Annotated in this window: 17 protein-coding genes and 2 pseudogenes; 9 read left to right on the forward strand and 10 right to left on the reverse strand. The window is 63.2% G+C overall.

Translation table 11 applies throughout. The features are described from left to right. Position 1: 1 nt before the first annotated feature. The 4 genes from CupriaWKF_RS33420 (at position 2) to CupriaWKF_RS33435 (ending at position 3594) form a co-directional block, all read left to right on the forward strand. The gene (locus CupriaWKF_RS33420; RefSeq protein WP_276103590.1) at positions 2-295 is read left to right on the forward strand and encodes a chaperone modulator CbpM; all 294 of its coding nucleotides are present in this window, start codon (positions 2-4) and stop codon (positions 293-295) included. Positions 296-809: 514 nt separating this feature from the next. Then, positions 810-1244, forward strand: a complete 435-nt coding sequence (locus tag CupriaWKF_RS33425; protein ID WP_276103591.1) for a CopG family transcriptional regulator — start codon at positions 810-812, stop codon at positions 1242-1244. A gap of 51 nt (positions 1245-1295) precedes the next feature. Further along, positions 1296-2483 carry a PHB depolymerase family esterase gene (locus CupriaWKF_RS33430; RefSeq protein ID WP_276103592.1) on the forward strand — a complete coding sequence of 396 codons (1188 nt, stop codon included), beginning with the start codon at positions 1296-1298 and terminating at the stop codon, positions 2481-2483. A gap of 436 nt (positions 2484-2919) precedes the next feature. Then, positions 2920-3594, forward strand: coding sequence for a DUF1345 domain-containing protein (locus tag CupriaWKF_RS33435; protein WP_140953510.1), 675 nt, complete (start codon positions 2920-2922; stop codon positions 3592-3594). Positions 3595-3666: 72 nt separating this feature from the next. Here the strand turns inward: CupriaWKF_RS33435 and CupriaWKF_RS33440 are convergent, their stop codons facing one another. The 8 genes and pseudogenes from CupriaWKF_RS33440 to CupriaWKF_RS33475 form a co-directional block, all read right to left on the reverse strand. Next, entirely contained in the window at positions 3667-4185 is a 519-nt protein-coding gene (locus tag CupriaWKF_RS33440; protein WP_140953509.1) for a hypothetical protein, read from the reverse strand. A 101-nt stretch (positions 4186-4286) separates the two neighbouring features. Continuing rightward, positions 4287-4437 (reverse strand): annotated as a pseudogene (locus tag CupriaWKF_RS33445) (DUF3096 domain-containing protein). Positions 4438-4492: 55 nt separating this feature from the next. Further along, entirely contained in the window at positions 4493-5083 is a 591-nt protein-coding gene (locus tag CupriaWKF_RS33450) for a YSC84-related protein (protein WP_039008240.1), read from the reverse strand. Between the two features lie 152 nt (positions 5084-5235). Continuing rightward, entirely contained in the window at positions 5236-5451 is a 216-nt protein-coding gene (locus CupriaWKF_RS33455) for a glycine zipper 2TM domain-containing protein (RefSeq protein ID WP_140953508.1), read from the reverse strand. 176 nt (positions 5452-5627) lie between these two features. After that, entirely contained in the window at positions 5628-5879 is a 252-nt protein-coding gene (locus CupriaWKF_RS33460; protein WP_140953507.1) for a hypothetical protein, read from the reverse strand. A 129-nt stretch (positions 5880-6008) separates the two neighbouring features. Beyond that, the gene (locus CupriaWKF_RS33465; protein WP_276103593.1) at positions 6009-6185 is read right to left on the reverse strand and encodes a CsbD family protein; all 177 of its coding nucleotides are present in this window, start codon (positions 6183-6185) and stop codon (positions 6009-6011) included. 202 nt (positions 6186-6387) lie between these two features. After that, positions 6388-6546 carry a DUF3309 family protein gene (locus CupriaWKF_RS33470; protein WP_140953511.1) on the reverse strand — a complete coding sequence of 53 codons (159 nt, stop codon included), beginning with the start codon at positions 6544-6546 and terminating at the stop codon, positions 6388-6390. Between the two features lie 270 nt (positions 6547-6816). After that, the gene (locus CupriaWKF_RS33475; RefSeq protein ID WP_276104107.1) at positions 6817-15381 is read right to left on the reverse strand and encodes a glucoamylase family protein; all 8565 of its coding nucleotides are present in this window, start codon (positions 15379-15381) and stop codon (positions 6817-6819) included. Positions 15382-15786: 405 nt separating this feature from the next. Between CupriaWKF_RS33475 and CupriaWKF_RS33480 the strand changes: the two genes are divergently transcribed. Beyond that, positions 15787-16506 (forward strand): Crp/Fnr family transcriptional regulator, encoded by a 720-nt coding sequence (locus CupriaWKF_RS33480; RefSeq protein ID WP_140950808.1) that lies wholly within the window; start codon positions 15787-15789, stop codon positions 16504-16506. A 46-nt stretch (positions 16507-16552) separates the two neighbouring features. Here CupriaWKF_RS33480 and CupriaWKF_RS33485 read toward each other — a convergent pair whose 3' ends face one another. Then, entirely contained in the window at positions 16553-16804 is a 252-nt protein-coding gene (locus CupriaWKF_RS33485; protein ID WP_140950809.1) for a DUF1488 domain-containing protein, read from the reverse strand. Between the two features lie 412 nt (positions 16805-17216). Then, positions 17217-17585 carry a hypothetical protein gene (locus tag CupriaWKF_RS33490; protein ID WP_140950810.1) on the reverse strand — a complete coding sequence of 123 codons (369 nt, stop codon included), beginning with the start codon at positions 17583-17585 and terminating at the stop codon, positions 17217-17219. Positions 17586-18061: 476 nt separating this feature from the next. Here CupriaWKF_RS33490 and CupriaWKF_RS33495 point away from each other — a divergent pair. The 4 genes and pseudogenes from CupriaWKF_RS33495 to CupriaWKF_RS33510 all read left to right on the forward strand — a co-directional run. Then, positions 18062-19558 (forward strand): annotated as a pseudogene (locus CupriaWKF_RS33495) (ATP-binding cassette domain-containing protein); the annotation flags it as partial. Between the two features lie 359 nt (positions 19559-19917). Next, positions 19918-21138: a fatty acid desaturase gene (locus CupriaWKF_RS33500; protein WP_276103594.1), complete on the forward strand. Its 1221-nt coding sequence runs from the start codon at positions 19918-19920 to the stop codon at positions 21136-21138. 17 nt (positions 21139-21155) lie between these two features. Continuing rightward, positions 21156-21314, forward strand: a complete 159-nt coding sequence (locus CupriaWKF_RS33505; RefSeq protein WP_039008227.1) for a DUF3309 family protein — start codon at positions 21156-21158, stop codon at positions 21312-21314. 158 nt (positions 21315-21472) lie between these two features. Further along, positions 21473-21784 carry a BON domain-containing protein gene (locus CupriaWKF_RS33510; protein ID WP_140950811.1) on the forward strand — a complete coding sequence of 104 codons (312 nt, stop codon included), beginning with the start codon at positions 21473-21475 and terminating at the stop codon, positions 21782-21784. Positions 21785-21790 lie beyond the last annotated feature (6 nt).

Consider the following 21790-nt stretch of genomic DNA (forward strand, 5'->3'; position numbering starts at 1 on the left):
CATGCGTGATGATGACGTGCTGATCGGCTGCTTGATGGAAGATGCTTGGCTGACTCTGGAGCAGGTGGCGGCAGCCTGCATGGTAGAACCAGATTGGCTCAGGCTGCATGTAGATGAGGGCCTGTTCCCTCATGCCGTAAGTGTCGCTGGCATCTGGCGGTTTTCCAGCGCCAGCCTGCTACGGGCGCGGCGCATGCGGCAGTTGGAGCGTGACTTTGACGCCATACCGGAACTGGCCGCTCTGGTGGCCGACCTGCTGGAAGAAATGGATGATCTGCAAGCGCGGATGTGTTGATGACGCTCGCGTCAACTGCAATGCCCTCGCCTTGAACTATGCAGGATCGCTTTGACTTCGGCCGGCTAATGGGTGTCGCAGTAAGGGTGACATGACGCTGTCCCGCCCGGTCACGTACGCACAGTGGGCCAATCGCCCATGGATCGAAACGCTGCGCGACCGGATGGCTACGCTGATCGGATCGCGGCTCTGACGGGGCATGCGTGGTTGAGCCGCGATACGGTGCCCCTTCGTCATCCGCCGACGCCTGAGGCCGGCATCGGCCGACACTCCGCCTCTCTCCCTCAGATGATGCTATCCGGCACGCCGTCCGGCTTGCCGGATAGCAACCGGTTTGTGCCCTTCGGGCCGCACCGCATGATGACTCTGTGACACATCCTGACTTTCGCCTTGCGCCTGCTCCATCGTTCACCTATTTATTTACCATCCACATGGATGGCGTGTGGATGGTTGCAGGATGGTCTATAGGTGATTTGACCGCTGCTTCCATCGCTTGCCAACGCTTAACGACGAAATGACCTCTCACAAAACCGATGCGGCACAGCTGACGAACAAGCCGAAGGCAGGTGATACGGAAAAAATCACCATCAACCTCGGACCGGTAGACCTCGGGCAGATCGACCTGCTGGTCGAAGAGGGCTTTTACTCGAACCGCTCAGACCTGATCCGGACCGCCATCCGGAACCAGCTCGCCGCGCATGCGGTGGTCATCCAGGAAACGGTGAGCCGTCGGGCGTTGGTACTCGGGCTGCAGCACTTCACGAAGAAGGACCTGGAAGCTGCGCGCGCGGCCAATGCAAGACTCGATATCCATGTGCTGGGACTGGCCAGCATTGCCTCGGATGTCAGTCCGGAGCTTGCGCTGGCGACCATCGAATCCATCGTGGTGCTGGGCGCCTTGCACGCGCCAGCCGCAGTCAAGGCTGCGCTGGCCGGGCGCATACGGTAGTTCGCGGCAATTTCGCCGCCCCCTGGTTCGCCAGGTTGCCTGGATACAAGCATGAAAATGAATGACGCGTTCCTCGCCTCGATGCATGAGGCCATGCAGTTGCTGCAGACCGCAGGCCCGATGGAGGCCACCGTGGCCATCCAGCGGGCACTACGCCGGCATTCGTCCGTGGAAGTGAGAGCCGCTACGGCGGCGCCGATGCCTGCACAGGTGGTTGAACGCCTGCTGACGCACGACACGGCTGCGGCCCAGACCGGCGGTGTCGCCGGTGAACCCGCCGATGCCGCCGCGGTGCATGCCCGCGGCACCGATGCCGCAGGCCCGGACAGCGCAGCGGCGCGCGCACCTGCTCCACAATCCCCGCTCGCCCGTGCGACTGCGCAGGCCGGGCACTTCAGCCAGCGGACCTTCGCAAACCACGCGGGCACCCGCTCGTACAAGCTCTACATACCGGCCGGCAGGCACAGCAAGCCGATGCCGCTGGTCGTGATGCTGCATGGATGCACGCAGGACGCCGACGACTTTGCCGCCGGCACCCGCATGAACGAACTCGCCGACAGGCTCGGCTTTGTCGTGCTGTACCCGATCCAGCCCGCCGACGCCAACGCATCGAAGTGCTGGAACTGGTTCCGGCCGGGTGACCAGCAAGCCGAGCGGGGCGAGCCCTCGCTGATCGCCGGCATGACGCACGAGGTCATCGCCAGCCACGGCATCGACACCCGGCGCGTCTACGTGGCCGGCCTCTCCGCCGGCGGCGCGATGGCGGCAGTGCTGATCCAGCGCTATCCCGGACTGTTCGCGGCGGCGGGTATCCATTCGGGCTTGCCCGCGGGCTGCGCGCACGACCTGCCGTCCGCGCTGGGCGCGATGCGGGGCGGCAAGGGCATCGGCAGGTCAAGGGCCGGCGCGCCGCTGATGGCGCCAAGCCGACCGATGATCGTGTTCCATGGCGATGCCGACAAGACCGTGCACCCGTCCAATGGCAGCCGGCTGGTGGCACCTTTCGAGCAAGGCGAAGCGCGCAGGGACAAGCAACGCGAGACCGTACGCGCGGGCCACGACTACACGCGGCACAGGATCACGACGCCTGCCGGCATCGATGCCCAGTACTGGGTGATCCACGGTGCCGGACATGCGTGGTCGGGCGGCAGCCGCCGCGGCACCTACACCGATCCGAAGGGACCCGACGCCAGTGCGGAAATGCTGCGGTTTTTCCTCGCACATCCGCGCGCGGACTGAAGCGCGCACGGGGCGGAAACGCGCCGGCTTCTCGGGGTCATCGTACTTTCCGTCCATTTTCTGGCGGTATGCACCGGAAACGGCTTATCTATCAAGAGCTTACAAATACGCTGGCGCCAAGTGATTCATTGCTTTGAGAAGCGTTACTACAGGCGGGTTTGCGGTCTGCTACCGCCATTTTTTTCCGGAAAGTACGATGACCCCTAGAAGGTGAAGGCAGCTTGAGCGGGCGACTCGAACGCGCTACGCTGGCATAGGTTCTCACCGCAGAGCTGCTTTCAGGTATAAGCCACCTTCGTGCAAAGGGTCGACACGGCCCGGAGCGCGAGCCTTAGCCTGGCGAGCCGTTGATGGTCGAGGAGCTTCGTCGGAACGCGCGTCGGAGCCAGATCGGGCGGCCTGCGCAAGTGGCCATTCCACCCACCATCTGATGCTCATGCTCCCCGTTCTCCCTGTCCCGAAGCTCATTCAATACCGGCCGCGCGCCGTCATCGCGCTAGTGATCGGCATCATCGCTGCATCCGTGGCGCCGGTGTCGCTGCGCCCGCTAGTGCGCGTCGTGCTCGGCTGGGACATCGCCGTTTGGTCGTATCTCGTGCTGATCTGGTGGCTGATGGCCAGGGCGCCACAAGACATGGTCAGGGAAATTGCCATTCGCGAGGACGAGACGGCCACTACGTTTCTGCTAGTCGTTTGCGTTGCTGCGGTCGCCAGCATTGCCGCTATCGTGCTCGAACTGGCCACGGTGAAAGATTTGGGGCTGGGTGCGGGGCTGGCGCATCTTGCTTTCACCGTGGCGACGCTGTTCGGCGCCTGGTTCCTGATTCCGACAATGTTCGCGCTGCACTATGCGCGGCTGTACTACGGCTCAGCGCAGGAGAGCACCGATGAGCCGGTACTCAGCTTTCCCGATAGCGCGCTTGAGCCGAATTATTGGGACTTCCTGTACTTCTCGTTCACGATCGCGTTGACCTCGCAGACGTCGGACGTGGCACTGAGATCGCGGCCCATCCGCAAAGCGGTACTTGCGCAGTCCGTGCTCTCGTTCTACTTCAATATTGCTGTATTGGGTCTGTGCGTAAACGTGGCAGCAGGTCTGATCAATCTCTGAAAGCAGACATCTGGCTTTCACCAGGCCTTTCTTTCACCGGTGGCACGGCCTGGTGCTGCAGAACGGTCACATTTAGGTCCAGCGCAGATGTGGCAGGAAGTCGCCGTGCTCGTCAATGCCGACTCCGCCCAGCTCGTATAGCAGCGTCTTGATCGTTTCCTTCTCGGAGGATTTGCATCCGACGATCATGATGATTTCGCCTTGCGACAAGAGTGCAGCGGCCCGCGCCAGCCGCTGTCGCGGCAACATTGAGCCGAACAGCGCACCAAGGAGCCAGCCACAGACGCCGAAGGCCACGAAGCCAAGGCCATAGGTGGTAAGGCCGCTCAGCGGGGCGGAATGGTCGCCGTAGTACCCTGCCAGCGCGAGGCCAAGTATTGCAAATATGGCATAGCCGGCGATCGAGCCTTCATGCCGGAAGCTGGTGTGCGTGGTATCCGCGCCCGGAAAGCTCTCGACCGGCCGCAGGCCCCGGCCCACGAACCAGGGGCCGGTCACATGGGCAGTCGCGTGGACGAGGGGAAGCAGTCTTGCCCAGCCGTCCCGGGCGGAAGCGGCATCCTTGAAGCGGAGGCAGAGTAGGGTACGCATGATGACACTCTCGAGTGCCCGGGCGTGCTGGCGCCCGGGAGGATGGATCGGCACCGTCGTCAGTGTGTCGAGTCCCGAAGGAACTCGCCCTTGGCCCCCGCTTAGCGCAGGTGCCCGCCAAACAGTCCGAAGCAGGCCGATGACAATGGGGTAGATGGCGACGATATAGTTAAGCAGCCGCGGAATGACAAGAATCAGGACGCCGGCGATCAACGAGATCAGAGGGCCAGCGCTGGTGATGAAGTTCGTGATGGCCCTGCGTGATTGGCGTAGATGGTGGCGGCGCTCTTGTCGGCGGCTGTCGGTGTTACAAGGCAGCCAGCTTGCTGACCTTGGTACCTTCGAGGCTGACGCCCGCCATCAGTCCGCTGTTGGTGAGCACGAAGGCCTCGACCGGTGCGCTGGCGGTGTTGGAGTCGATGTTGCCGTTGGCGCCAACTTTAAGCACGGCTACGGTGGCATCGCCGCCAACTGCCCAGCCTTCGCTGTTGCGGAAGCGGTCGAGCGCATCACGGGTCATGAACAGAAAGATGATGGCCTTGGACTGCGCACCGAACTGGAATCCGATGGAACCGGTGGTGGTGCTGTAGTAGCCCACCGTGGTGCCCCGTACGCGCAGCGAGCCTTTGCCGTATTCGCCGCCAAGCCAGAAACCTGCCGCGATCACCGAAGGGAAGACCAGCACGCCCTGCGCCTTGCCGACGAGTTCATGCGAGCCACGGGCGGAGGCGTAGAGGCGGGTGAGCGTGGAATCCACTTCGGCGTCGATGCTGTGCCGGTCATCGGCCCGGCTGGCGGCACTCTCGGAAGAGGTGCCGGTGGTTGTGCAGGCCGGCAGGGTGGCGCCGATGGCCACCATGGATCCGGCCGAGATCAATATGAATCGTCGCCGTTGCATGATTCTCTCCAGTGTTCGAGGTATGAATTCAGCCTACGTCAATGCGGATGGGATTGCGGGTACGACAGGGTACGGAGGTAGCGCGAGGCGAGCTTCGCGAATCGCTGAGCATCGTTTGTTTGCGCGGCGTCCGTTGCGTCGCGCCGCTGCCGCTACTTGCCTACCTGATTGCCGATGACGCCGCCTACGGCGGCTCCACCGACAGTTCCTAACGCGCTGCCACTGGTCAGCACGGCGCCCGCCACGCCTCCGATGCCTGCACCCACTACTGTATCGGTGTCTCGCCGGCTCATGCCGCTACAGGCGACTATGCCAAGTGCGGCGATAAGGATTGCCGCCCGTTCGAGGAATATTTGTGTGCGTTTCATTTCTTGCTACCTCCTGCGGCCACGCAGGGATCCGGGTATCGTTGTTCCATAGGTCCCGGGCATCCGGCTGCAAAGGCCTGGTCGCCTGCCTGTGTCGAGACAATGTTCTCCCTATGGGCGCAAGAAGTCGGTCCGCTGGCGTACGCGGGCGCAAGGGTGGCGCAGAGAAGCAAGGCTCAGCCGAACACGCGCGATTTCAGGTCGTCCTCGAAATCGACGGTCCATTGGGCAGTCCGGCTTCCGTCGTACTGGCGGATTTCCCTGCCGAGGCCTACCGAGATGGTGCGGCCGTGAGCCGGCACAGCACCTGCCGCGTCTTCAATTGCTGTCACGGTAAATCCGTCAGGTGCGACCCCGTTACGCAGACAGGTCTCGCGGAAAGCTTCCTGCTCCATGGGAGGGAATTGATTCAGCATCGTGTCCAGCATGGCTGTCTCCTGACGCCCGCACGTAACGAGGAAAGGCCGAAAGCGGGCAAAGGGCGGCCGGTCGGGCCGCAGCCTTTGCCATCGTGCCGGCGGTGTATTGGCTCGGGTGCTCGCCCTCTCCATATTCTGTTACTCAGCCTTCTTGATATCCTCCTTGACGTCGCCGTACGCTGCCTGCGTCTTGCCAAGATCCTTCTTCAGCGTTCCCGCAACTTGCGTTTGCTTGTTTCCGGTCATCTTGCCGAAGGCTTCCTTGATTTTCCCGGAGGCCTCTGTGACCCGGCCCTTCACCTGGTCCTTGTTCATGATGAATACCTCTATATCGGTGTTGCGAGCCAGATGCTGAGGCAACCTGGCCGTGCGATGGACGGTGGCAACCAGGTTGTCACCGAGCGCGTGCCCCCGGTTGCGCGCCCCTCAGATTGGATTTCGGCAATTCAGGAAGCCAGCGCGATGAGCCTGCCTTGCAATGGCGGCCCCTGCGTCCGGGACGCTCCCGACGCCCGCCTCAGAGTCTGCCTAGCAGCAACAGGACAAGGACCACAACCAAAAGTATCCCGAGTGTGCCCGATGGCGCATAGCCCCATCCGCTGCTGTACGACCAGGTGGGGATTGCCCCCACGAGGAAGATAGCCAAGACAATCAACAGTACGATTCCAAGTGACATGATGCGCTCCTGGTTCTGCAAAAACATGCCTTCCGCTGGTTCAGCCGGGCGGAGGGTAGCCGTTCTAGCGGATCGCGTTGTCGATGGCCATGCCATGAAATCGAGAACACCGATTCGAGGGATTCGCTGAAGTACTTGTCGCCGGTACGTTGTCTCGATAGCGACAGCTCTATCCTGCTCAAAGCGTAGTTCGGATGGGATCTCGTGTCAGTCCGGTGCCGTACGCTTGACGCGGCGCCGACACGGATTGACTGCCCGGATACGTGGGAGCTAGACCAGGACCAGCAGCGCGTGCTCGCCCCCATCAAGAGGGACACTAGCCTGGCCGTCCTTACAGGGGATGCTGACGCCGTCGAGGATCGCCTGCGAGACATCGCTGGCGCAGTGCAACGGCGTCTCCACGCTGATCTCATAACGGGTCGACGCCACGTTCACGGTGGCCTTGAAGCCCGGCCACGAGGCAGGAATGCAAGGGGCAATGACCAGCCGGTTTCCCTCTTTCCTGATGCCGAGGATGCCTTCCACCCCGGCGCGATACATCAATCCCGCGGCACCCGTGTACCAGGTCCAGCCACCGCGGCCGATGTGGGGCGGCACCGAGTAGACGTCGGCCGCAACCACATAGGGCTCAACCTTGTAGCGCTCGACCGCTACAGGTGTCAGCGCATGGTTGATGGGGTTGAGCAGCGAGAACAGTTCGACAGCCTTGTCGGCCGCGCCGAGTCTCGCAAAAGCGAGAACTGCCCACATCGCGGCATGACTGTATTGTCCGCCGTTCTCGCGCAGGCCGGGCGGGTAGCCCTTGATGTAGCCGGGGTCGAGAGGACCTTTGTCGAAGGGAGGGGTGAACAGCAGTGCCAGCCCGTCTTCGTGGCGCACCAGGTACTTTTCCAGCGAGGCCATCGCCGCACGGGCACGGGCGGGATCGGCCGCGCCCGACAGCACGGCCCAGGACTGCGCAATGGCGTCGATACGGCATTCCTCACGGTCTTTCGAGCCGAGCCAGGTGCCGTCGTCGAAGGTCGCGCGGCAATACCAGTCGCCATCCCAGGCCTCTCGCTCCAGCGCCTCGCGCAGCAAGGCCGCATGCGCCTGCCAGCGGCGGGCGCGCCCGGCATCACGGGTCTGCGCCAGCGGGGCAAACATGGCGAGGGTGCGTACCAGCAGCCAGCCCAGCCAGACACTTTCGCCCTTGCCGCCGGCCCCGACAAGGTTCATGCCATCGTTCCAGTCGCCGCCGCCGATCAGCGGCAGCCCGTGGTCGCCGGCGTGCGCCATGCAGCTGTCGATCCCCCGCGCACAATGCTCGAACAGCGAGGCCGATATATCCGAGACCATCGGCTGGAAGAAGGCGTCGGCCTCGGTGGGGCCCAGGATCTGGCCTTCCAGGAACGGCACCATCTCGTCCAGCACGGCGGTGTCATCCGAGCTGGCGATATAGCTGGCGGTCGCAAACGCGAGCCACACGCGATCGTCGGAGATCCGTGTTCGCACGCCTTGCCCAGAATGTGGCAGCCACCAGTGCTGGACGTCGCCCTCGACGAACTGCCGCCCGGCGGCGCGTAGCAGATGCCGTCGCGTTGCGTCCGGACTGGCAAGGGTGAGCGCCATGTGATCCTGCAACTGGTCGCGGAATCCGTAGGCGCCGCTTGCCTGGTAGAAGGCCGAGCGTGCCCGGATGCGGCAGGCGAGTGTCTGATAGAGAAGCCAGCCGTTGAGCATGATGTCCATGGCGCGGTCCGGCGTCCTGACCTGTACCGCGCCAAGCAGGCCTTGCCAGTGCCGGGTCACACTAGCCAGCGCCGCGTCGAGATCCGTCTCGCGATAGCGCGCAATCAGCGCGCTGGCCTCGGCAGCCGAAGCGCATTGTCCGATAAACGAAACGACTTCGACGGTCTCGTCGGCCGCGAGCTCGACATTGCACTGCAAGGCCGTACAGGGATCCAGGCCCGAACCGGTCGTGCCGGACAAGGGCGCCTTGCCGAGCAGCGCTGCGGGCGCTTCGGGGCCGCCATTCCGGCCAAGGAACTCGGTACGATCGGCGGTCCAGGCGGTCTGCCTGCCGCCAAGATCGGCAAAGGCCACGCGACCCGGAAACGCCGTGCTCCACGGATTGCGGATCAGGATGGCGCCGGTGGCTTCGTCGGGCGCCGTGGCGATGAACGGCGCCGAAGCACCCCGGGACGTGCCGAGCACCCATTCCGTATAGGCCGTCACGGAAAGCCGGCGGGAAACGCTGGAGAGGTTGCGCAGCGTCAGGCGCGAAATCTTGATCGGATCGTCCAGCGCGACGTACTGCAGCAACGCCAGCGCAATCTCGTTGGCCTCATGCGTGAAGCGGCTGTAGCCGTGCCCATGGCGGGCTGTATAGGTGCCGTTGTCCCGGATCGGCTGCGCGGTGGCGCTCCAGATCTGGAAGCTGTCCTCGTCGCGGACATAGATCGCTTCGCCGCACGGATCTGCAACTGCATCGTTGGACCAGGGCGTCAACTGGTTGTCGCGACTGTTCTCCGCCCAGGTGTAGCCGCTGCCGCTGGCCGACGCCTGGAAGCCGAAGCCGGGATTGGCGATCACGTTGATCCATGGGGCCGGGGTCGACTGGCCGGCGTTCAGCACCACCACATATTCCCGGCCGTCCTGGTCGAAGCCGCCCAGGCCGTTGAAGAACTCGAGCCCGGGCTGCGCCGGCACCGGCGGCAGTGAGTGTGGCGCGGGCTTGCGGCGCCGGACAGGTACAGGAAGTGGGGCCGCCACTGCGGGCAGGCGGGCGAGCTGGTCCGCGATGGCGCCGCGTCGGGCAATCAGCGCGACACGTGCGACTGACTGCAGCAGCGCGCGGGCTTCGGGCTGCATCATGTCGGCACGCAGGGTGTAGACCGAGCCGTGGATCGGGTCGTGGACCCCTTCCTCGCTCGCGTGGCTTTGCGAGTGGCTGCTGCGAACCGCGGTCTCGATCGCTATCTGCAGATCCTGGATATAGGAAGAGGCGCGCTCGTTGACGATGACCAGATCGACGGCAAGCCCCTTCATGCGCCAGTACTCGTGGGCGCGCAACAACTGGCGCACCTGGACGATGTCCTCGATCTCGTCGATGCGCAGGAGGACAACCGGCAAGTCGCCGGAAATCGCCAGCGGCCACAGTGCCGACTGCGGACCGGCCCCGCGCAGGATGGCGTTCGGCGGGGCCCTGAAGCGGGCATCGGCGTAGAGCAGGGGCGCAGCGAGGCGCTGGAAGTCGGCCGCTTCCGCCGCATCGACGTCAAGGTGGCGGAGCTCGACCTGGGCCTGCGTCCATGCCAGGGTCTTGGCCCGGTCGAAGGCGTTGCGGTCCTGATGCTTGTCGATCAGGTCGAGCAGGTCGGCATGCGACGTCGCAATGACAGTCCAGAAGGCCACCCGCGCGCTGCCCCCGGGCGCAATCCGCACGCGCTGCCTGAGCGAGAAGATCGGGTCGAGGACCGTGCCGACCGTGTTCGAGAGCGGCAGTCCGGCTGTGACGACTGCGCACGCAGCGGGCGTGCGGCCGCCTTCCAGGAAGCGTGCGCGGTCGGACTCGTACTGCGGATCGGCGACAACGTCGCCTTCCACCACGCTGAAGTGGGCAGCCCAGACCGGCGGCTCCTCGGGCGAACGCAGGCGGCGTGTCGCGGTCAGCGCACCGGACTCGGCCAGGTGGGCGGTCTGGATGAACATCCGGGAGAAGGCCGGATGTGCATCATAGGACGCGCGCGTGGCGAGCACCATTTCCGCATAGGAAGTGAGTTCGATCTCGCGTGGGCGGCGCCCGTTGTTGACCAGCGATACGCGGCGGACCTCGCCGTCGTCCTCGCCGGAAACCAGGACTTCCAGGATGGTTGTCAGGCTGCCGTCGTGCCGGACAAACTCGGCGCAATCTTCGGCGAAAACCACTTCGCCGCCGCGCTCGCCATCGGCGGCCGTCTGCGCGCTGGCAGACCAGGTGGTGCCACTTTGCGTATCGCGCAGGAAGATGAAGGAGCCCGAATCGTCGCGGGTGGCATCTTCCCGCCAGCGCGTCACGGCCAGGTCGCGCCAGCGGCTGTAGCCCATTCCCGTGGTGGTCAGCATCACGGTGTAGCGGCCGTTGGACAGCAGATGGGTGACCGGATTGCCAGTTGCCGGCGCCGTGAACCGTCGCACCGCAGAGTCTTGGGGCAGTACCGCTGCCGCCGAGGCCTTCACTTCCTCAGCGCGGGGATGCGCTACGGCGACGTTGCGCGGCATGCGTTCCTGCAGCAGCAGTTCGCAGGACTGGATCATCGGCTCGCGATGGAAGCGCGCGCGCATGCGGCCATCGTGCAGGGCGTTGGCGATGGCAACGATGGTCATGCCCTGGTGGTGCGCCATGAAGCTGCGCACAATGGCGACCGTCTCGCTGTCGGCCAGGCGCGCGCGCGTGTAATCCAGCGCCTCGTAGAATCCGTAGCATCCAAGGGCGCCGAGTTCGGCCAGGCGACGGTAGTTGTCGCATGCAGCCTTCGGATCGACCATGGCCGCCAGTCCCGTGGCATAGGGGGCGATCACCGCGTTCTCGGACAGGCCGCGCTTGAGCCCCAGGCCGGGCACGCCGAAGTTCGAGTACTGGTAGGTGAACTCCCTGTCGCGGGCGTTGTACGCCGATTCGGATACGCCCCAGGGAATCCCCAGCGACTGCCCGTAGCCCTGCTGGCGCGCCACCACCAGGCGCGCGGTCTGTTCAAGCAGGCTGCCGGCAGGGGCGCGCATCACCAGCGACGGCATCAGGTATTCGAACATCGAGCCCGACCACGAGATCAGTGCCGAGCCCTTGCCTAGTGGCGTCGCCATGCGCCCCAGCCGGAACCAGTGCGGGGTCAACACGTCCCCCTTGGCAATGGCGAACAGGCTGGCGAGCCGCGCTTCGGAGGCGAGCAGGTCGTAGCAACTGACATCGGGCCGGTTGTCGGCAAGCGAATAGCCGATCGACAACAGCTTGCGCGCCGGATCGAGCAGGAAGGCGAAGTCCATTGCCATCGCCAGTTCGCGCGCGGTATGGGCGAGCGCCGTCAGCCTGGCAGCCAGTGCCTGCGGTACTTCAGCCTGCTGCAGCTGGTCGCGCTCATGCTCGATGACGGCGCGCTGCAGCGCGCCGGCCCAGAAGGTCAGGTCGGCAACACGGTCATCGCCGGCGGCGGGGTGGTTGTCATGCACCAGCCTGACGACCTTGTCTGTGAGGGGCCCGAGTGCCGGTGCCCCCGTCGCTCCTGTTGCCATGGTGAGGGAGCCAGCGAGCACGGTGTCGATCTCGGCCAGTAATTCGCCAAGCTGTCGTCCGGGTTCGCTGTGTGCGAAGGGCAGCGCCGCCAGGGCCTCGTTTGCCAGCCGCGCAGTGTCCGCCAGGCCGTGGCGGGGATCTGGCGCTGCAGCGTTTTTCCATTCCTCACAAGCGTTGGCGACCGCGATCAGGTGCGCGGCCAGGTTGCCGCTGTCGACCGACGAAATATAGGCAGGATGCAGCGGCTGCAGGCTCAGCGTTTCGTACCAGTTGTGGAAGTGGCCCCGGTAGCGCGGCAGCTTGCGCATCGCGCCGAACGCCGCTTCCATGCGCTCGACCGATTCGGTGGTCCCGGCCCAGCCGAAGTCGCGTGCGGCGATGGCCGACAACAGGTAGAGCCCGATATTCGTCGGCGAGGTCCGATGCGCCACCACGGGCCTGGGCGTCTCCTGGAAGTTGTCCGGCGGCAGCATGTTGTCCGCTGGCGTGACGAAAGTCTCGAAGAAGCGCCAGGTGCGGCGCGCCGTGAGGCGCAGCGCCAGCGCGTCGGCCTCCGGCAGGGCGAGCCGGCGCGCAACGGCCGGCGCACGGCTGGCCCATAGAGCAAGGGCCGGCGCCGTCAGCCATAGCAGGACAAAGGGCAGCACAAGCGGCCATGACGATGGCAACAGTCCCACGCCGGCGGCGGCCATCGACAGCGCGAGCAGAGTGCCGCCGGCCATCTGCCGGTAAAAGCCGGCCAGGTCCAGCCGCGGGCGCGTGGCGGACTGCGCAGCCGTGGTCCACTCGAGCAGGTGGCGGTGCGTGGAATACAGCCGTGCCAGCGTTCTCGCGATGGCATCACCCGCGCGCCAGGTCTGGTCGGGCACGAACGCAAGCACCAGCAGGGTCTGCGTGGCGGCTAGCCGCAGGTCTGCGAGTAGCGCCTGCATATGGTTGCGCAGGCGCATACCGCTGCGGTGTCGCAGTCCGGACAGGACGCTGGGCAGGACGGCCGGAATCGCAAGGGCAGCCAGCGGCAGGGCAGTCGCCAGCGGCCCCGCCGGCCAGGGCAGGAACCAGCACAGCACCAGACTCAGCAGCAACAGGGGCGCGAGCAGCGAGCGGCGCAGGTTGTCCAGCATCTTCCAGCGGCCGATGGCCGGCACCGCGTGGATGCCCTTATGGTGCCCGAAGATCCAGCCAAGCAGTTGCCAGTCGCCACGCGTCCACCGATGCTGGCGCCTGGCCGCCACGTCGTAGCGCGCGGGAAACTCTTCGACCACCTCGACGTCGGAGGCCAGCCCGGAACGGGCGAACACCCCTTCGAACAGGTCATGGCTGAGCAGCGTGTTCTCCGGGACCCGGTCGCCGAGCGCCGCTTCAAAGGCATTGACATCATAGATGCCCTTGCCCGTATAGGAGCCCTCGCCAAAGAGATCCTGGTAGACGTCGGAGGCGGCCGCCGCGTAGGGATCGATGCCGCCCGGCCCGGAGAAGACCCGCTGGTAGAGCGAACCCTCGCGGCCAATCGGCAGCGATGGCGTGACGCGCGGCTGGAGAATGCCGTAGCCGCCCACGACGCGCTGCCGGGCCGCATCGAACCGTGGCTGGTTCAGCGGATGGGCCATCTTGCCGATCAGCCGCAACGCGGCATCGCGTGGCAGCCGCGTGTCGGCGTCGAGGGTGATGACGTAGCGCACGCCGGCCGGCACTTGCGGTGCCCGGCCGTCGACGGGCACGTAGCTGGTGTCGCTGGCGCCGCGCAGCAGCCGGTTCAGCTCATGCAGCTTGCCGCGTTTGCGCTCCCATCCCATCCACTGGCCTTGCGCGGCGTTGAACACGCGCCGGCGGTGAAGCAACAGAAAGCGATCGCCGGCGGGACCCGGCCCATGGCGCTGGTTCAGCCGTGCGATCGCTGCGCTGGCCACGGCAAGCAGCCGGGCATCGCCAGGCAGCGCCTCCCGGTCCGCGTCGACGCCATCGGTCAGCAAGGCAAAGCTCAGCTCGCCGCCTGCGCCAGCGAGGTGATGTACTTCCAGCCGCTCAATCTGCTCGCACAGGTCGGCCTCGCCGGTCAGCAGGGTCGGCACCACCACCAGCGTCCGCAGCGCGGGCGGAACGCCGGCCTTGAGCTCCAGGCCGGGCAGGATCGTCGCGCCCAGGCGCCCGGCAAGCGCGCGGTTGACCAGCGCGGTGGCGACCTCGCTGGCCGGCACAATCCAGCACAGCGCCAGCAGCACAAGCCAGCCGGGCGCCAGGTCGGCAGGCAAGAGCCATAGCGCGAGCGCCAGCAGGGCGGCCGTGACCAGCACGAGCGCGCCGACATAGCCGCCGAGGCCCAGCTGCTTGCAGCAGCGGCTGACCCACAGGCGGGGCGGCGCGCGAAACCCGATGGCACGTTCGAGCGCACAGCGGCCCGCGCCGATCAGGTGATAGCCCGGATCGACTCGGCGGCCGTCCTCGGTCGCGTCGACCCTATCATCCACTTCGTCCGCTGAGGACGCCGGTGTTGGCGTGGCGCTGAGCGCCAGCTCGGCAACCCTGAGCTCCGGGCACGAGGCGCCGCGCGCGAGTTCCTCGATTGCGTTGCGATACAGGTTGCGGGTCGGAAAATCCATCTCGGCAAAGTCGCTGCCCGCGCGCAGCCGCGCGTCGACAAGGCTGACGCTCTCGAACCACTCAGCCCAGTCGATATCAGACATCAGCCGCATGCTCGTGATGATGTTGCGCACTGTCACGTTGGAGGCGCCTTGCCGCTGCTGCGCGTGCAGCACCACCTCATCGATCGAAGTGCCCTGCAGCCCGAGGCGTTCCTCAAGCCAGCCCAGTGCCGGCATGGTTCTCGGGTCCTGGTCGCGCAGGCGTCTGGCGAGTTGCGCGGCGAACAACTCGGACAGCGGCGCAGCAGGGCGTGCAGCAATATCCGTTTCGAGTGCCGTGCGGGCGCCCCCTGTGGCCAGCAGCCGCGCGGCCAGCGCATCCGCATCGGCGCGGGCAACCCGGCCGGCGGTGATTTGCCCGGTGAGCCTGCGCAGGTTCTCGACCAGAACAATGCGCAGCGTGATCGCCACCGCCCAGAGTTCGCCGATCGTCAGCGGCTGGATGCGTTGATAGGCGGCGATGAAGCGGCGCAGGATGTCGGGATCGAGGTAGCTGTCAGTGTGGGCGACAAAGGCCCAGGCCAGCCCGAAGACGCGCGGATAGCCCGTGAATGGCCCCTCGGCGAGCTTGGGCAGCTGGCGATAGTAGCCGGGGGACAGGTCGTCCCGGATCTCGCGGATCTGTTCCTCGACGATGTGATAGTTGTCGAGCAGCCATTCCGCCGCCGGCGCTACCTCGGCGCCGCCTTCCAACTCGGCAGCGCTTGCACGATAGGCGGCCAGCAGGACAGCGGCATTGTCCCTGAGCCGGCTGCGCAGCGATGCCACGCGTGGCGGCGATGCTGTCACCGGCTGGGCTGCGGCGAGGCTTTGCGCGTGCTGCTCCAGCCGTTCGATGCCGAACAACTCCTGCCGCACCGGCGCTGTGCTGTCCCAGGGTGACGGCGCGGCGGACGCGCCGAATGCGCGCAGTGGGAAGGTGAGATTCAGCTTCAGGTTCATGGACGGGACCATGCAGCGGCCCGGGAAGCAAAAAGGCGCCGTGGCACCATTGTTGCCGCGGGAGCTTTGTGTCAGCCCTGGCCTTATTTCGCGATGCTTGAAAGAGGCGTAGCGCTGCGAAGTATGAGCCAGCGAGAGGGGAAATGCCGTCCGCAGGCGTACGGATCGGGACATTTATTCCATTGCAGTCAGATTGCCCGAGCGGGCAGGGCGAAACTTGAAAGCGCCCATCCGCTGAAGTCGGCATGCCTTACAGCGCACTCCTGTCTGGCATTTGCCTTGTCCACCCGCTGACCTATATTGACAAAGGCAAGTGATCCTCTACCGTCCCGTGGTCTTGGCGCCAAGCCCTGGGCAGGGCCGGATTCACTGATATCAACCTGTTATGAGCGGTGAGATGCAGTCATGAGCGTCACGCACGATCCGAAGTCCAATCACCTTCTCGCTGCGCTGCCGGCCGTCGACTGGGAGCACCTCGCACCACACCTGGTGCTGGTGGAACTGCCGCTGGCCCATGTCGTGTACGAGTCAGGAGATCAACAGGGCTATGTCTATTTCCCGACCGATTCGATCATTTCGCTACTGTACGTGATGGAAGACGGGGCCTCCGCCGAGATTGCAATCGTGGGCAATGAGGGGATGGTAGGGATTGCCATTTTCATGGGGGGCGAAACGACCCCGAGCCGCGCCATCGTGCAAAGCGCCGGGCACGGATACCGCCTGAGCGCAACGATCCTGAAGCAGGAGTTCGTGCGGGGCGGATCTCTGCAGCGCCTGTTGCTGCGCTATACGCAGGCACTCATTACCCAGATGGCGCAAACCGCAGTATGCAACCGCCATCACTCCATCGACCAGCAACTGTGCCGATGGCTGCTGCTGAGCATCGACCGATTGCCCTCCAACGACCTGACGATGACGCAGGAACTCATTGCCAACATGCTCGGGGTGCGGCGCTCAGGCGTGACCGAGGCCGCCTTAAAGCTCCAGGCCGCTGGCCTGATCCGCTACAGCCATGGGCATATTGCAGTACTCGACCGGATGGGCCTGGAAAAACGAGTATGCGAATGCTACGCGGTCGTGAAGCGAGAGTTCGATCGCTTGTTGCCTGACCTGTCGGCGCATTGAGGTGTTGGGGCACCTGGCACGCCGCCCTGCCTGCAAGCCGCCGTCATTACGAAATGGTGTATGTATTGCGCGCGCCCGGCATGTATATGTTTTTTGCCAACAGCAATATCCGTTCGCGATGCCGATCGAATGTGGCCAGAAAGGCAGCCTCTTCGGAAGCCACCTCCTGACTCAGGCGCAAAAGGAGATTGTCAGAGACTTGGAATGCGACCTCGCGGGCGTTGTCGTAGCCCCAGAAGCATACGCAGTGCCGCGCCGCATCGTAGCTGCGGCTAGGATTGGGGAAATTCAGCGCCATGGTGGACTCCTATGATCCAGTGATGGCACCGCCGGGCGCTCCTTGACTACAGGCATCCGCACAGCGGTGACAACCCAGTATGCGCCGGTTTCCTGATCCAAAGCGGGGTTTCGACCACTGCGCGTCTGGACCGCGGGGTAGCCGTTCTAACGTCGCAATGTCGTTACGTGCCTTTGGCTCGCCGTAATCAAGCGCAGTATCAATGGTTGGAAAGTGCTCCGTACCGTCTATCAGTTCGTAGGACTGCACGCTCAGGAGACCATCCCTGACCGGCCGCCCGTCAGCGCGCGCAATCGAATAGAGGGCAACTGCAGGCGCGACAGGATCGTACTTTTGCTCACTACGATCGAAACCTGATGGTCACCAACAGTGACACGTCGTTGCATTACCGTCCCCTTTTCCTGCTGGGGTTCTAGTTATTCGATCCTAGTGCACGAAGAGAGCCATGCGCAGGAGCGTGGCGGCCGAAGAGAAGTCTCCACCAGGAAGTGGATGTCCCTGCTCCTACATCCCCAGTCGGGCAAGGGCTGACGAACGAGACATCGACAGCCGCTCTTGCTGTGCGCAGGATTGTGACGTCGTCGTAGTCGCCGGGGGCGTCGATGGTTTCACGGGGCAGATCAGCAGGGTAGATGACAGAAAGGATTTCGTAAATTGCATTTTCGCTGTCGAACGGGCCAAGCCGGCAGATGCACGCCGTCGGGTCAACCTCCGCAAAGTACCAATTGCGGGGGCTGCCGTGATAAATGACGATGACGGTAGTGGGATAATCTGTTGGCATTTTCCTCACCTTTTCAAGAAGGCCGGTACGATACCCGGAAACCCCGGAAGAAATCACTTCAAATCGGCATAGAGGTCCAGTCAAAGAGACTGGCCAGTCACGCGATTAGTCCGGTCAATCCGGAAGGAAAATAACGGAGTGTCGCCGGCGAGAATGGGACGCGGATTCCCTGCGTTCAATCGGCAGCAAGCACTGCATCGGATTATGGCACGGACTGTGCGCTGGCGGACGGCGCCCGTCTCGAGTGTGAGCTATATATAACCTTGGCCGCCAATGCCGATGTAAATTCCCCGGATTGCTGGTTGAACAGTACATTGGTTTCGGTTTGCCCCAACAGCAACAGTATCAACAGAACAAGCAAGCCAACTGCCATCCATTTATCCCGTGAGAACCAGTAAGGCTTCGCAATGGCCCAGAATCGAGTCCACAGATGACGGCTGGAAGCGCCAATACTGTTCTCATACGCTGGACTGATCTCCATCACAAAGTGCATCTACATTCTGATCCTGGCGGTGCCGATCTATGCATTTTACTATTATGTTAGAAATAAACTCGGCATTCGCTGGAGGCGCTGGCTGACCAACCACTATCTGGACGGATATTTCAAGGACAGGATTTTCTACAAACTCAATTCAGATGCCACGATGGACAATCCGGATCAGCGGATGACGGAGGACATCAATACGTTTACGCAGCAGTCTCTATATTTTCTGTTGGTCAGCATGGGTGCGCTGCTGCAACTCATTGCATTTAGCAACGTCCTGTGGTCGATCTCCAGGTCGCTTGTTCTCTTTCTTGTTCTCTACGCCGTCGCTGGCACCTCGATATCGATATATTTCTTCGGGCGAGTCCTGATTGGTCTGAACTTTTATCAGTTAAAGCGGGAGGCGGATTTTCGATTCAGCCTGATCCGAATTCGTGAGAACGCTGAGTCTATTGCGTTCTATCGGGGTGAAGCTCAAGAGTCTTTTCATGTGCGGGGCCGTTTTGAACAGGCCTTCCGCAACTTCAACAAACTCATCAACTGGCAGCTGAATCTGAACTTGTTTCAGTATGGCTATGGCTTCCTGACCATCATGCTGCCCAGCGCCATTGTCGCTTCGCGCGTCCTTTCGGGCGAGCTCGAAGTCGGTCGCGCCATTCAGGCTGCCGGTGCGTTTGCGGCCATACTGAGCGCATTGGCCGTGATCGTTGACAATTTTGAAAACCTGAGCCGATTTGTGGCGGGGCTGGATCGACTGGACACATTCTCCATCTCCCTGACCAGGAAGGCGGCAGCCTCCCCGAATGCAGGGGGCACGATCAAAGCCATGCAGGACTCCCGCCTGGCGCTAGCACATGTCACCTTGCAGACGCCGAATCATGAGAGGACGCTGGTCAGGGACTTGACCGTGTCGATCAACCCGGGAGAGGGGCTGCTCATTGTCGGTGCCAGCGGAGGTGGGAAGAGTTCTCTGATGCGCGCGATCGCGGGCTTGTGGAGCTGCGGCACGGGATGCATCATGCGGCCCAAGCCGGACGAAATGTTGTTTTTGCCGCAACACCCTTACATGGTGGTCGGCAGCCTGCGCAACCAGCTGCTGTATCCGAACAACCATGATAGGGAGATATCCGACGAGGAACTCCTGCTGCTGTTGGAGATGGTCAACCTGCCGGATATCGTCGGCAGATTTGGCGGGCTGGACGCGGAGCTGGATTGGGGCAAAGTGTTGTCCGTTGGAGAGCAACAGCGCCTCACGATCGGGCGTGTACTCCTCGCAAAGCCGCGCTATGCCATGCTCGATGAGGCTACCAGCGCCTTAGATATTGGCAACGAGGAAGGTCTGTACTTGCAGCTGGCCCGTATGCCGACGACGCTTGTCAGCGTCAGTCATCGACCCACACTCCTTAAATATCACCACCAGGTTCTGGAGTTGCCCGGGGACGGGAGATGGCAACTGCATCCGACCAGAGACTACCGCTTTGACTGGTAGTGCCTCCCAAGGATCCGCTTCATCCGGCCAGGGCAAGCTGCGACGCGCAGACCCTGCAGACCGTACCACATGCCGCCTTGCCGCGCCGCCAGTCATCCAATGTGGTGTTGACCGCTACCGTACAGACGTTTCCGTGTCGTGTGTGACAAAGTGGCACTACCCCTGCGAATAGCCATGGGCACCTCGCATGGTATGTCCGCGCGGACAGATTCACATCGCGCCTGCAATTCATGCAGGGGAATAGTTCAAGGAGCGCATTATGAATAACATCATCTGGCTTGTCGGGGCCGTCGTCATCGTTTTGTTCGTGCTTGGATACTTCGGATTGAGATAGAGCTTTCTGGAGCTCGGACAGATCTTTGAGGCTTATCGACGCCGAAACTGTTGCGAAGGAGCCGGCGATGCACTTCGGTTTGCTTAGTCTCCCCTGGTGGGGTTACCCGCTTGTGACGCTGGGCTTGACCCACGTCACCATCGCGTCGGTCACGATTTTCCTGCACCGTCACCAGGCCCACCGCGCCCTCGATCTGCATCCCATCGCCAGCCATTTCCTGCGCTTCTGGCTGTGGCTGACCACCGGTATGGTGACCAGGGAGTGGGTGGCGATCCATCGCAAGCACCACGCCAAGTGCGAAACCCCGGAAGACCCGCACAGCCCGCAGTTCTACGGCATTTGGCGAGTGCTGTTGGAAGGTGCCGAACTCTATCGCAGTGAGGCCAGGAACGCTGCAACGCTGGAGAGGTATGGGCACGACACCCCCGATGACTGGATTGAGCGCAATCTTTATGCGAAGCACGTCGGGCTAGGGATCGGCATCATGCTGGTGATCGACCTGGTACTGTTCGGCCCGATCGGACTGAGCATCTGGGCTGTGCAGATGCTGTGGGTCCCGTTCTTCGCTGCGGGCGTGATCAACGGCATTGGGCACTACTGGGGCTACCGCACGTACGCGCCAAATGACACTTCCACGAATATCGTGCCGTGGGGCATTCTGATCGGCGGCGAGGAACTGCATAACAACCATCATGCCTACGTCAGCTCAGCCAGGCTGTCCAGCAAGTGGTGGGAAATTGACCTTGGTTGGGTGTACATCCGCTTGCTGGTGGCGCTCCGTCTTGCCAGGGTACGCAGGGTGGCGCCAAAGATCCGCTTCAATCGGGCCAGGACAGGCTGCGACGCGCAGACCCTGCAGGCCATCTCCACGCACCGCTACCACGTACTGGCCAAGTTCGCCAGCACCCTGCGGAAAACCGCATTGGGGGAAATCCGCACCCTGCGGGCTCGTGCCCTACTGGGTCTGAATGAGGCCAAGGCGAAGGAAGCGCTCAAGCACTGGCTACAAGGGGAGGCGGGCGCCCTACCGGCGCGTGAGCGCGCAGTCCTGCACCAGGCCCTGCATGCCAGTGCGTTGCTGCGCACCGTCTACGCGATGCGCCAAGACCTCACCGCGTTGTGGAGCCGCTCTGCCATCCCGGAGGAGCAACTGGTCAAGCAGCTGGAAGACTGGTGCCGGCGCGCCGACCAAAGCGGAATCCGCGCGTTGCAGGAGTTTTCCGGGAAGCTCCGCTGCTATGCCTGACTATTGGGAGACATGAAATGACATTGGGAACAATACTATTGATCGTGCTCATCTTACTGCTGATCGGCGCGTTTCCAGCCTGGCCGCACAGCCGGGGGTGGGGCTACGGTCCCAGCGGTGGTCTTGGGCTGGTGCTGGTAATCCTGCTCGTACTGTTGCTGATGGGCAAGATATAGCGCGTTGCGCCGAGGTCGCGCTACTGACGCCGTTCATGAGGCAGTGAGATCCACGTTCTCTTTTTTCAAGCAATAGAGCTTGCATTCGGGGGGATTCTCGAATCGGATCGAACTTCGAGAGGGATTTTCGCATTGTCATTCATCTGGAGGGCCTAGCCATGACATACCTAAACCGTCTTTCCACCTTTTTCCTAACCGTCCTGATGGCCTTTTCCCTGGGGTGCGCATCGACGCCCAAGCAAGAAGGGACTGGAGAGTATGTCGACGACACGGTCCTTACCACGAAAGTAAAGGCGGCAGTTTTCAATGAGCCGACCTTGAAGTCCGCCGAAATCAACGTCGAAACCTTCAAAGGTGTTGTCCAACTGAGCGGCTTTGTCAGGTCCCAGGCCGACGCCAGCAAGGCAGTCGAGGTTGCACGTGGCGTCAAGGGGGTGAGGTCGGTCAAGAATGACATGCGGATCAAATGACAGTCG

The organism is Cupriavidus sp. WKF15 (assembly GCF_029278605.1).
Taxonomy (GTDB): domain Bacteria; phylum Pseudomonadota; class Gammaproteobacteria; order Burkholderiales; family Burkholderiaceae; genus Cupriavidus.

What these genes read in the sequence shown, in the direction of transcription:
- CupriaWKF_RS33420 (WP_276103590.1), top strand. Translation starts at nt 2, where the DNA reads ATGCGTGATGATGACGTGCTGATCGGCTGCTTGATGGAAGATGCTTGG.
- CupriaWKF_RS33425 (WP_276103591.1), top strand. Translation starts at nt 810, where the DNA reads ATGACCTCTCACAAAACCGATGCGGCACAGCTGACGAACAAGCCGAAG.
- CupriaWKF_RS33430 (WP_276103592.1), top strand. Translation starts at nt 1,296, where the DNA reads ATGAAAATGAATGACGCGTTCCTCGCCTCGATGCATGAGGCCATGCAG.
- CupriaWKF_RS33435 (WP_140953510.1), top strand. Translation starts at nt 2,920, where the DNA reads ATGCTCCCCGTTCTCCCTGTCCCGAAGCTCATTCAATACCGGCCGCGC.
- CupriaWKF_RS33440 (WP_140953509.1), bottom strand. Translation starts at nt 4,185, where the DNA reads ATGCGTACCCTACTCTGCCTCCGCTTCAAGGATGCCGCTTCCGCCCGG.
- CupriaWKF_RS33450 (WP_039008240.1), bottom strand. Translation starts at nt 5,083, where the DNA reads ATGCAACGGCGACGATTCATATTGATCTCGGCCGGATCCATGGTGGCC.
- CupriaWKF_RS33455 (WP_140953508.1), bottom strand. Translation starts at nt 5,451, where the DNA reads ATGAAACGCACACAAATATTCCTCGAACGGGCGGCAATCCTTATCGCC.
- CupriaWKF_RS33460 (WP_140953507.1), bottom strand. Translation starts at nt 5,879, where the DNA reads ATGCTGGACACGATGCTGAATCAATTCCCTCCCATGGAGCAGGAAGCT.
- CupriaWKF_RS33465 (WP_276103593.1), bottom strand. Translation starts at nt 6,185, where the DNA reads ATGAACAAGGACCAGGTGAAGGGCCGGGTCACAGAGGCCTCCGGGAAA.
- CupriaWKF_RS33470 (WP_140953511.1), bottom strand. Translation starts at nt 6,546, where the DNA reads ATGTCACTTGGAATCGTACTGTTGATTGTCTTGGCTATCTTCCTCGTG.
- CupriaWKF_RS33475 (WP_276104107.1), bottom strand. Translation starts at nt 15,381, where the DNA reads ATGAACCTGAAGCTGAATCTCACCTTCCCACTGCGCGCATTCGGCGCG.
- CupriaWKF_RS33480 (WP_140950808.1), top strand. Translation starts at nt 15,787, where the DNA reads ATGAGCGTCACGCACGATCCGAAGTCCAATCACCTTCTCGCTGCGCTG.
- CupriaWKF_RS33485 (WP_140950809.1), bottom strand. Translation starts at nt 16,804, where the DNA reads ATGGCGCTGAATTTCCCCAATCCTAGCCGCAGCTACGATGCGGCGCGG.
- CupriaWKF_RS33490 (WP_140950810.1), bottom strand. Translation starts at nt 17,585, where the DNA reads ATGCCAACAGATTATCCCACTACCGTCATCGTCATTTATCACGGCAGC.
- CupriaWKF_RS33505 (WP_039008227.1), top strand. Translation starts at nt 21,156, where the DNA reads ATGACATTGGGAACAATACTATTGATCGTGCTCATCTTACTGCTGATC.
- CupriaWKF_RS33510 (WP_140950811.1), top strand. Translation starts at nt 21,473, where the DNA reads ATGACATACCTAAACCGTCTTTCCACCTTTTTCCTAACCGTCCTGATG.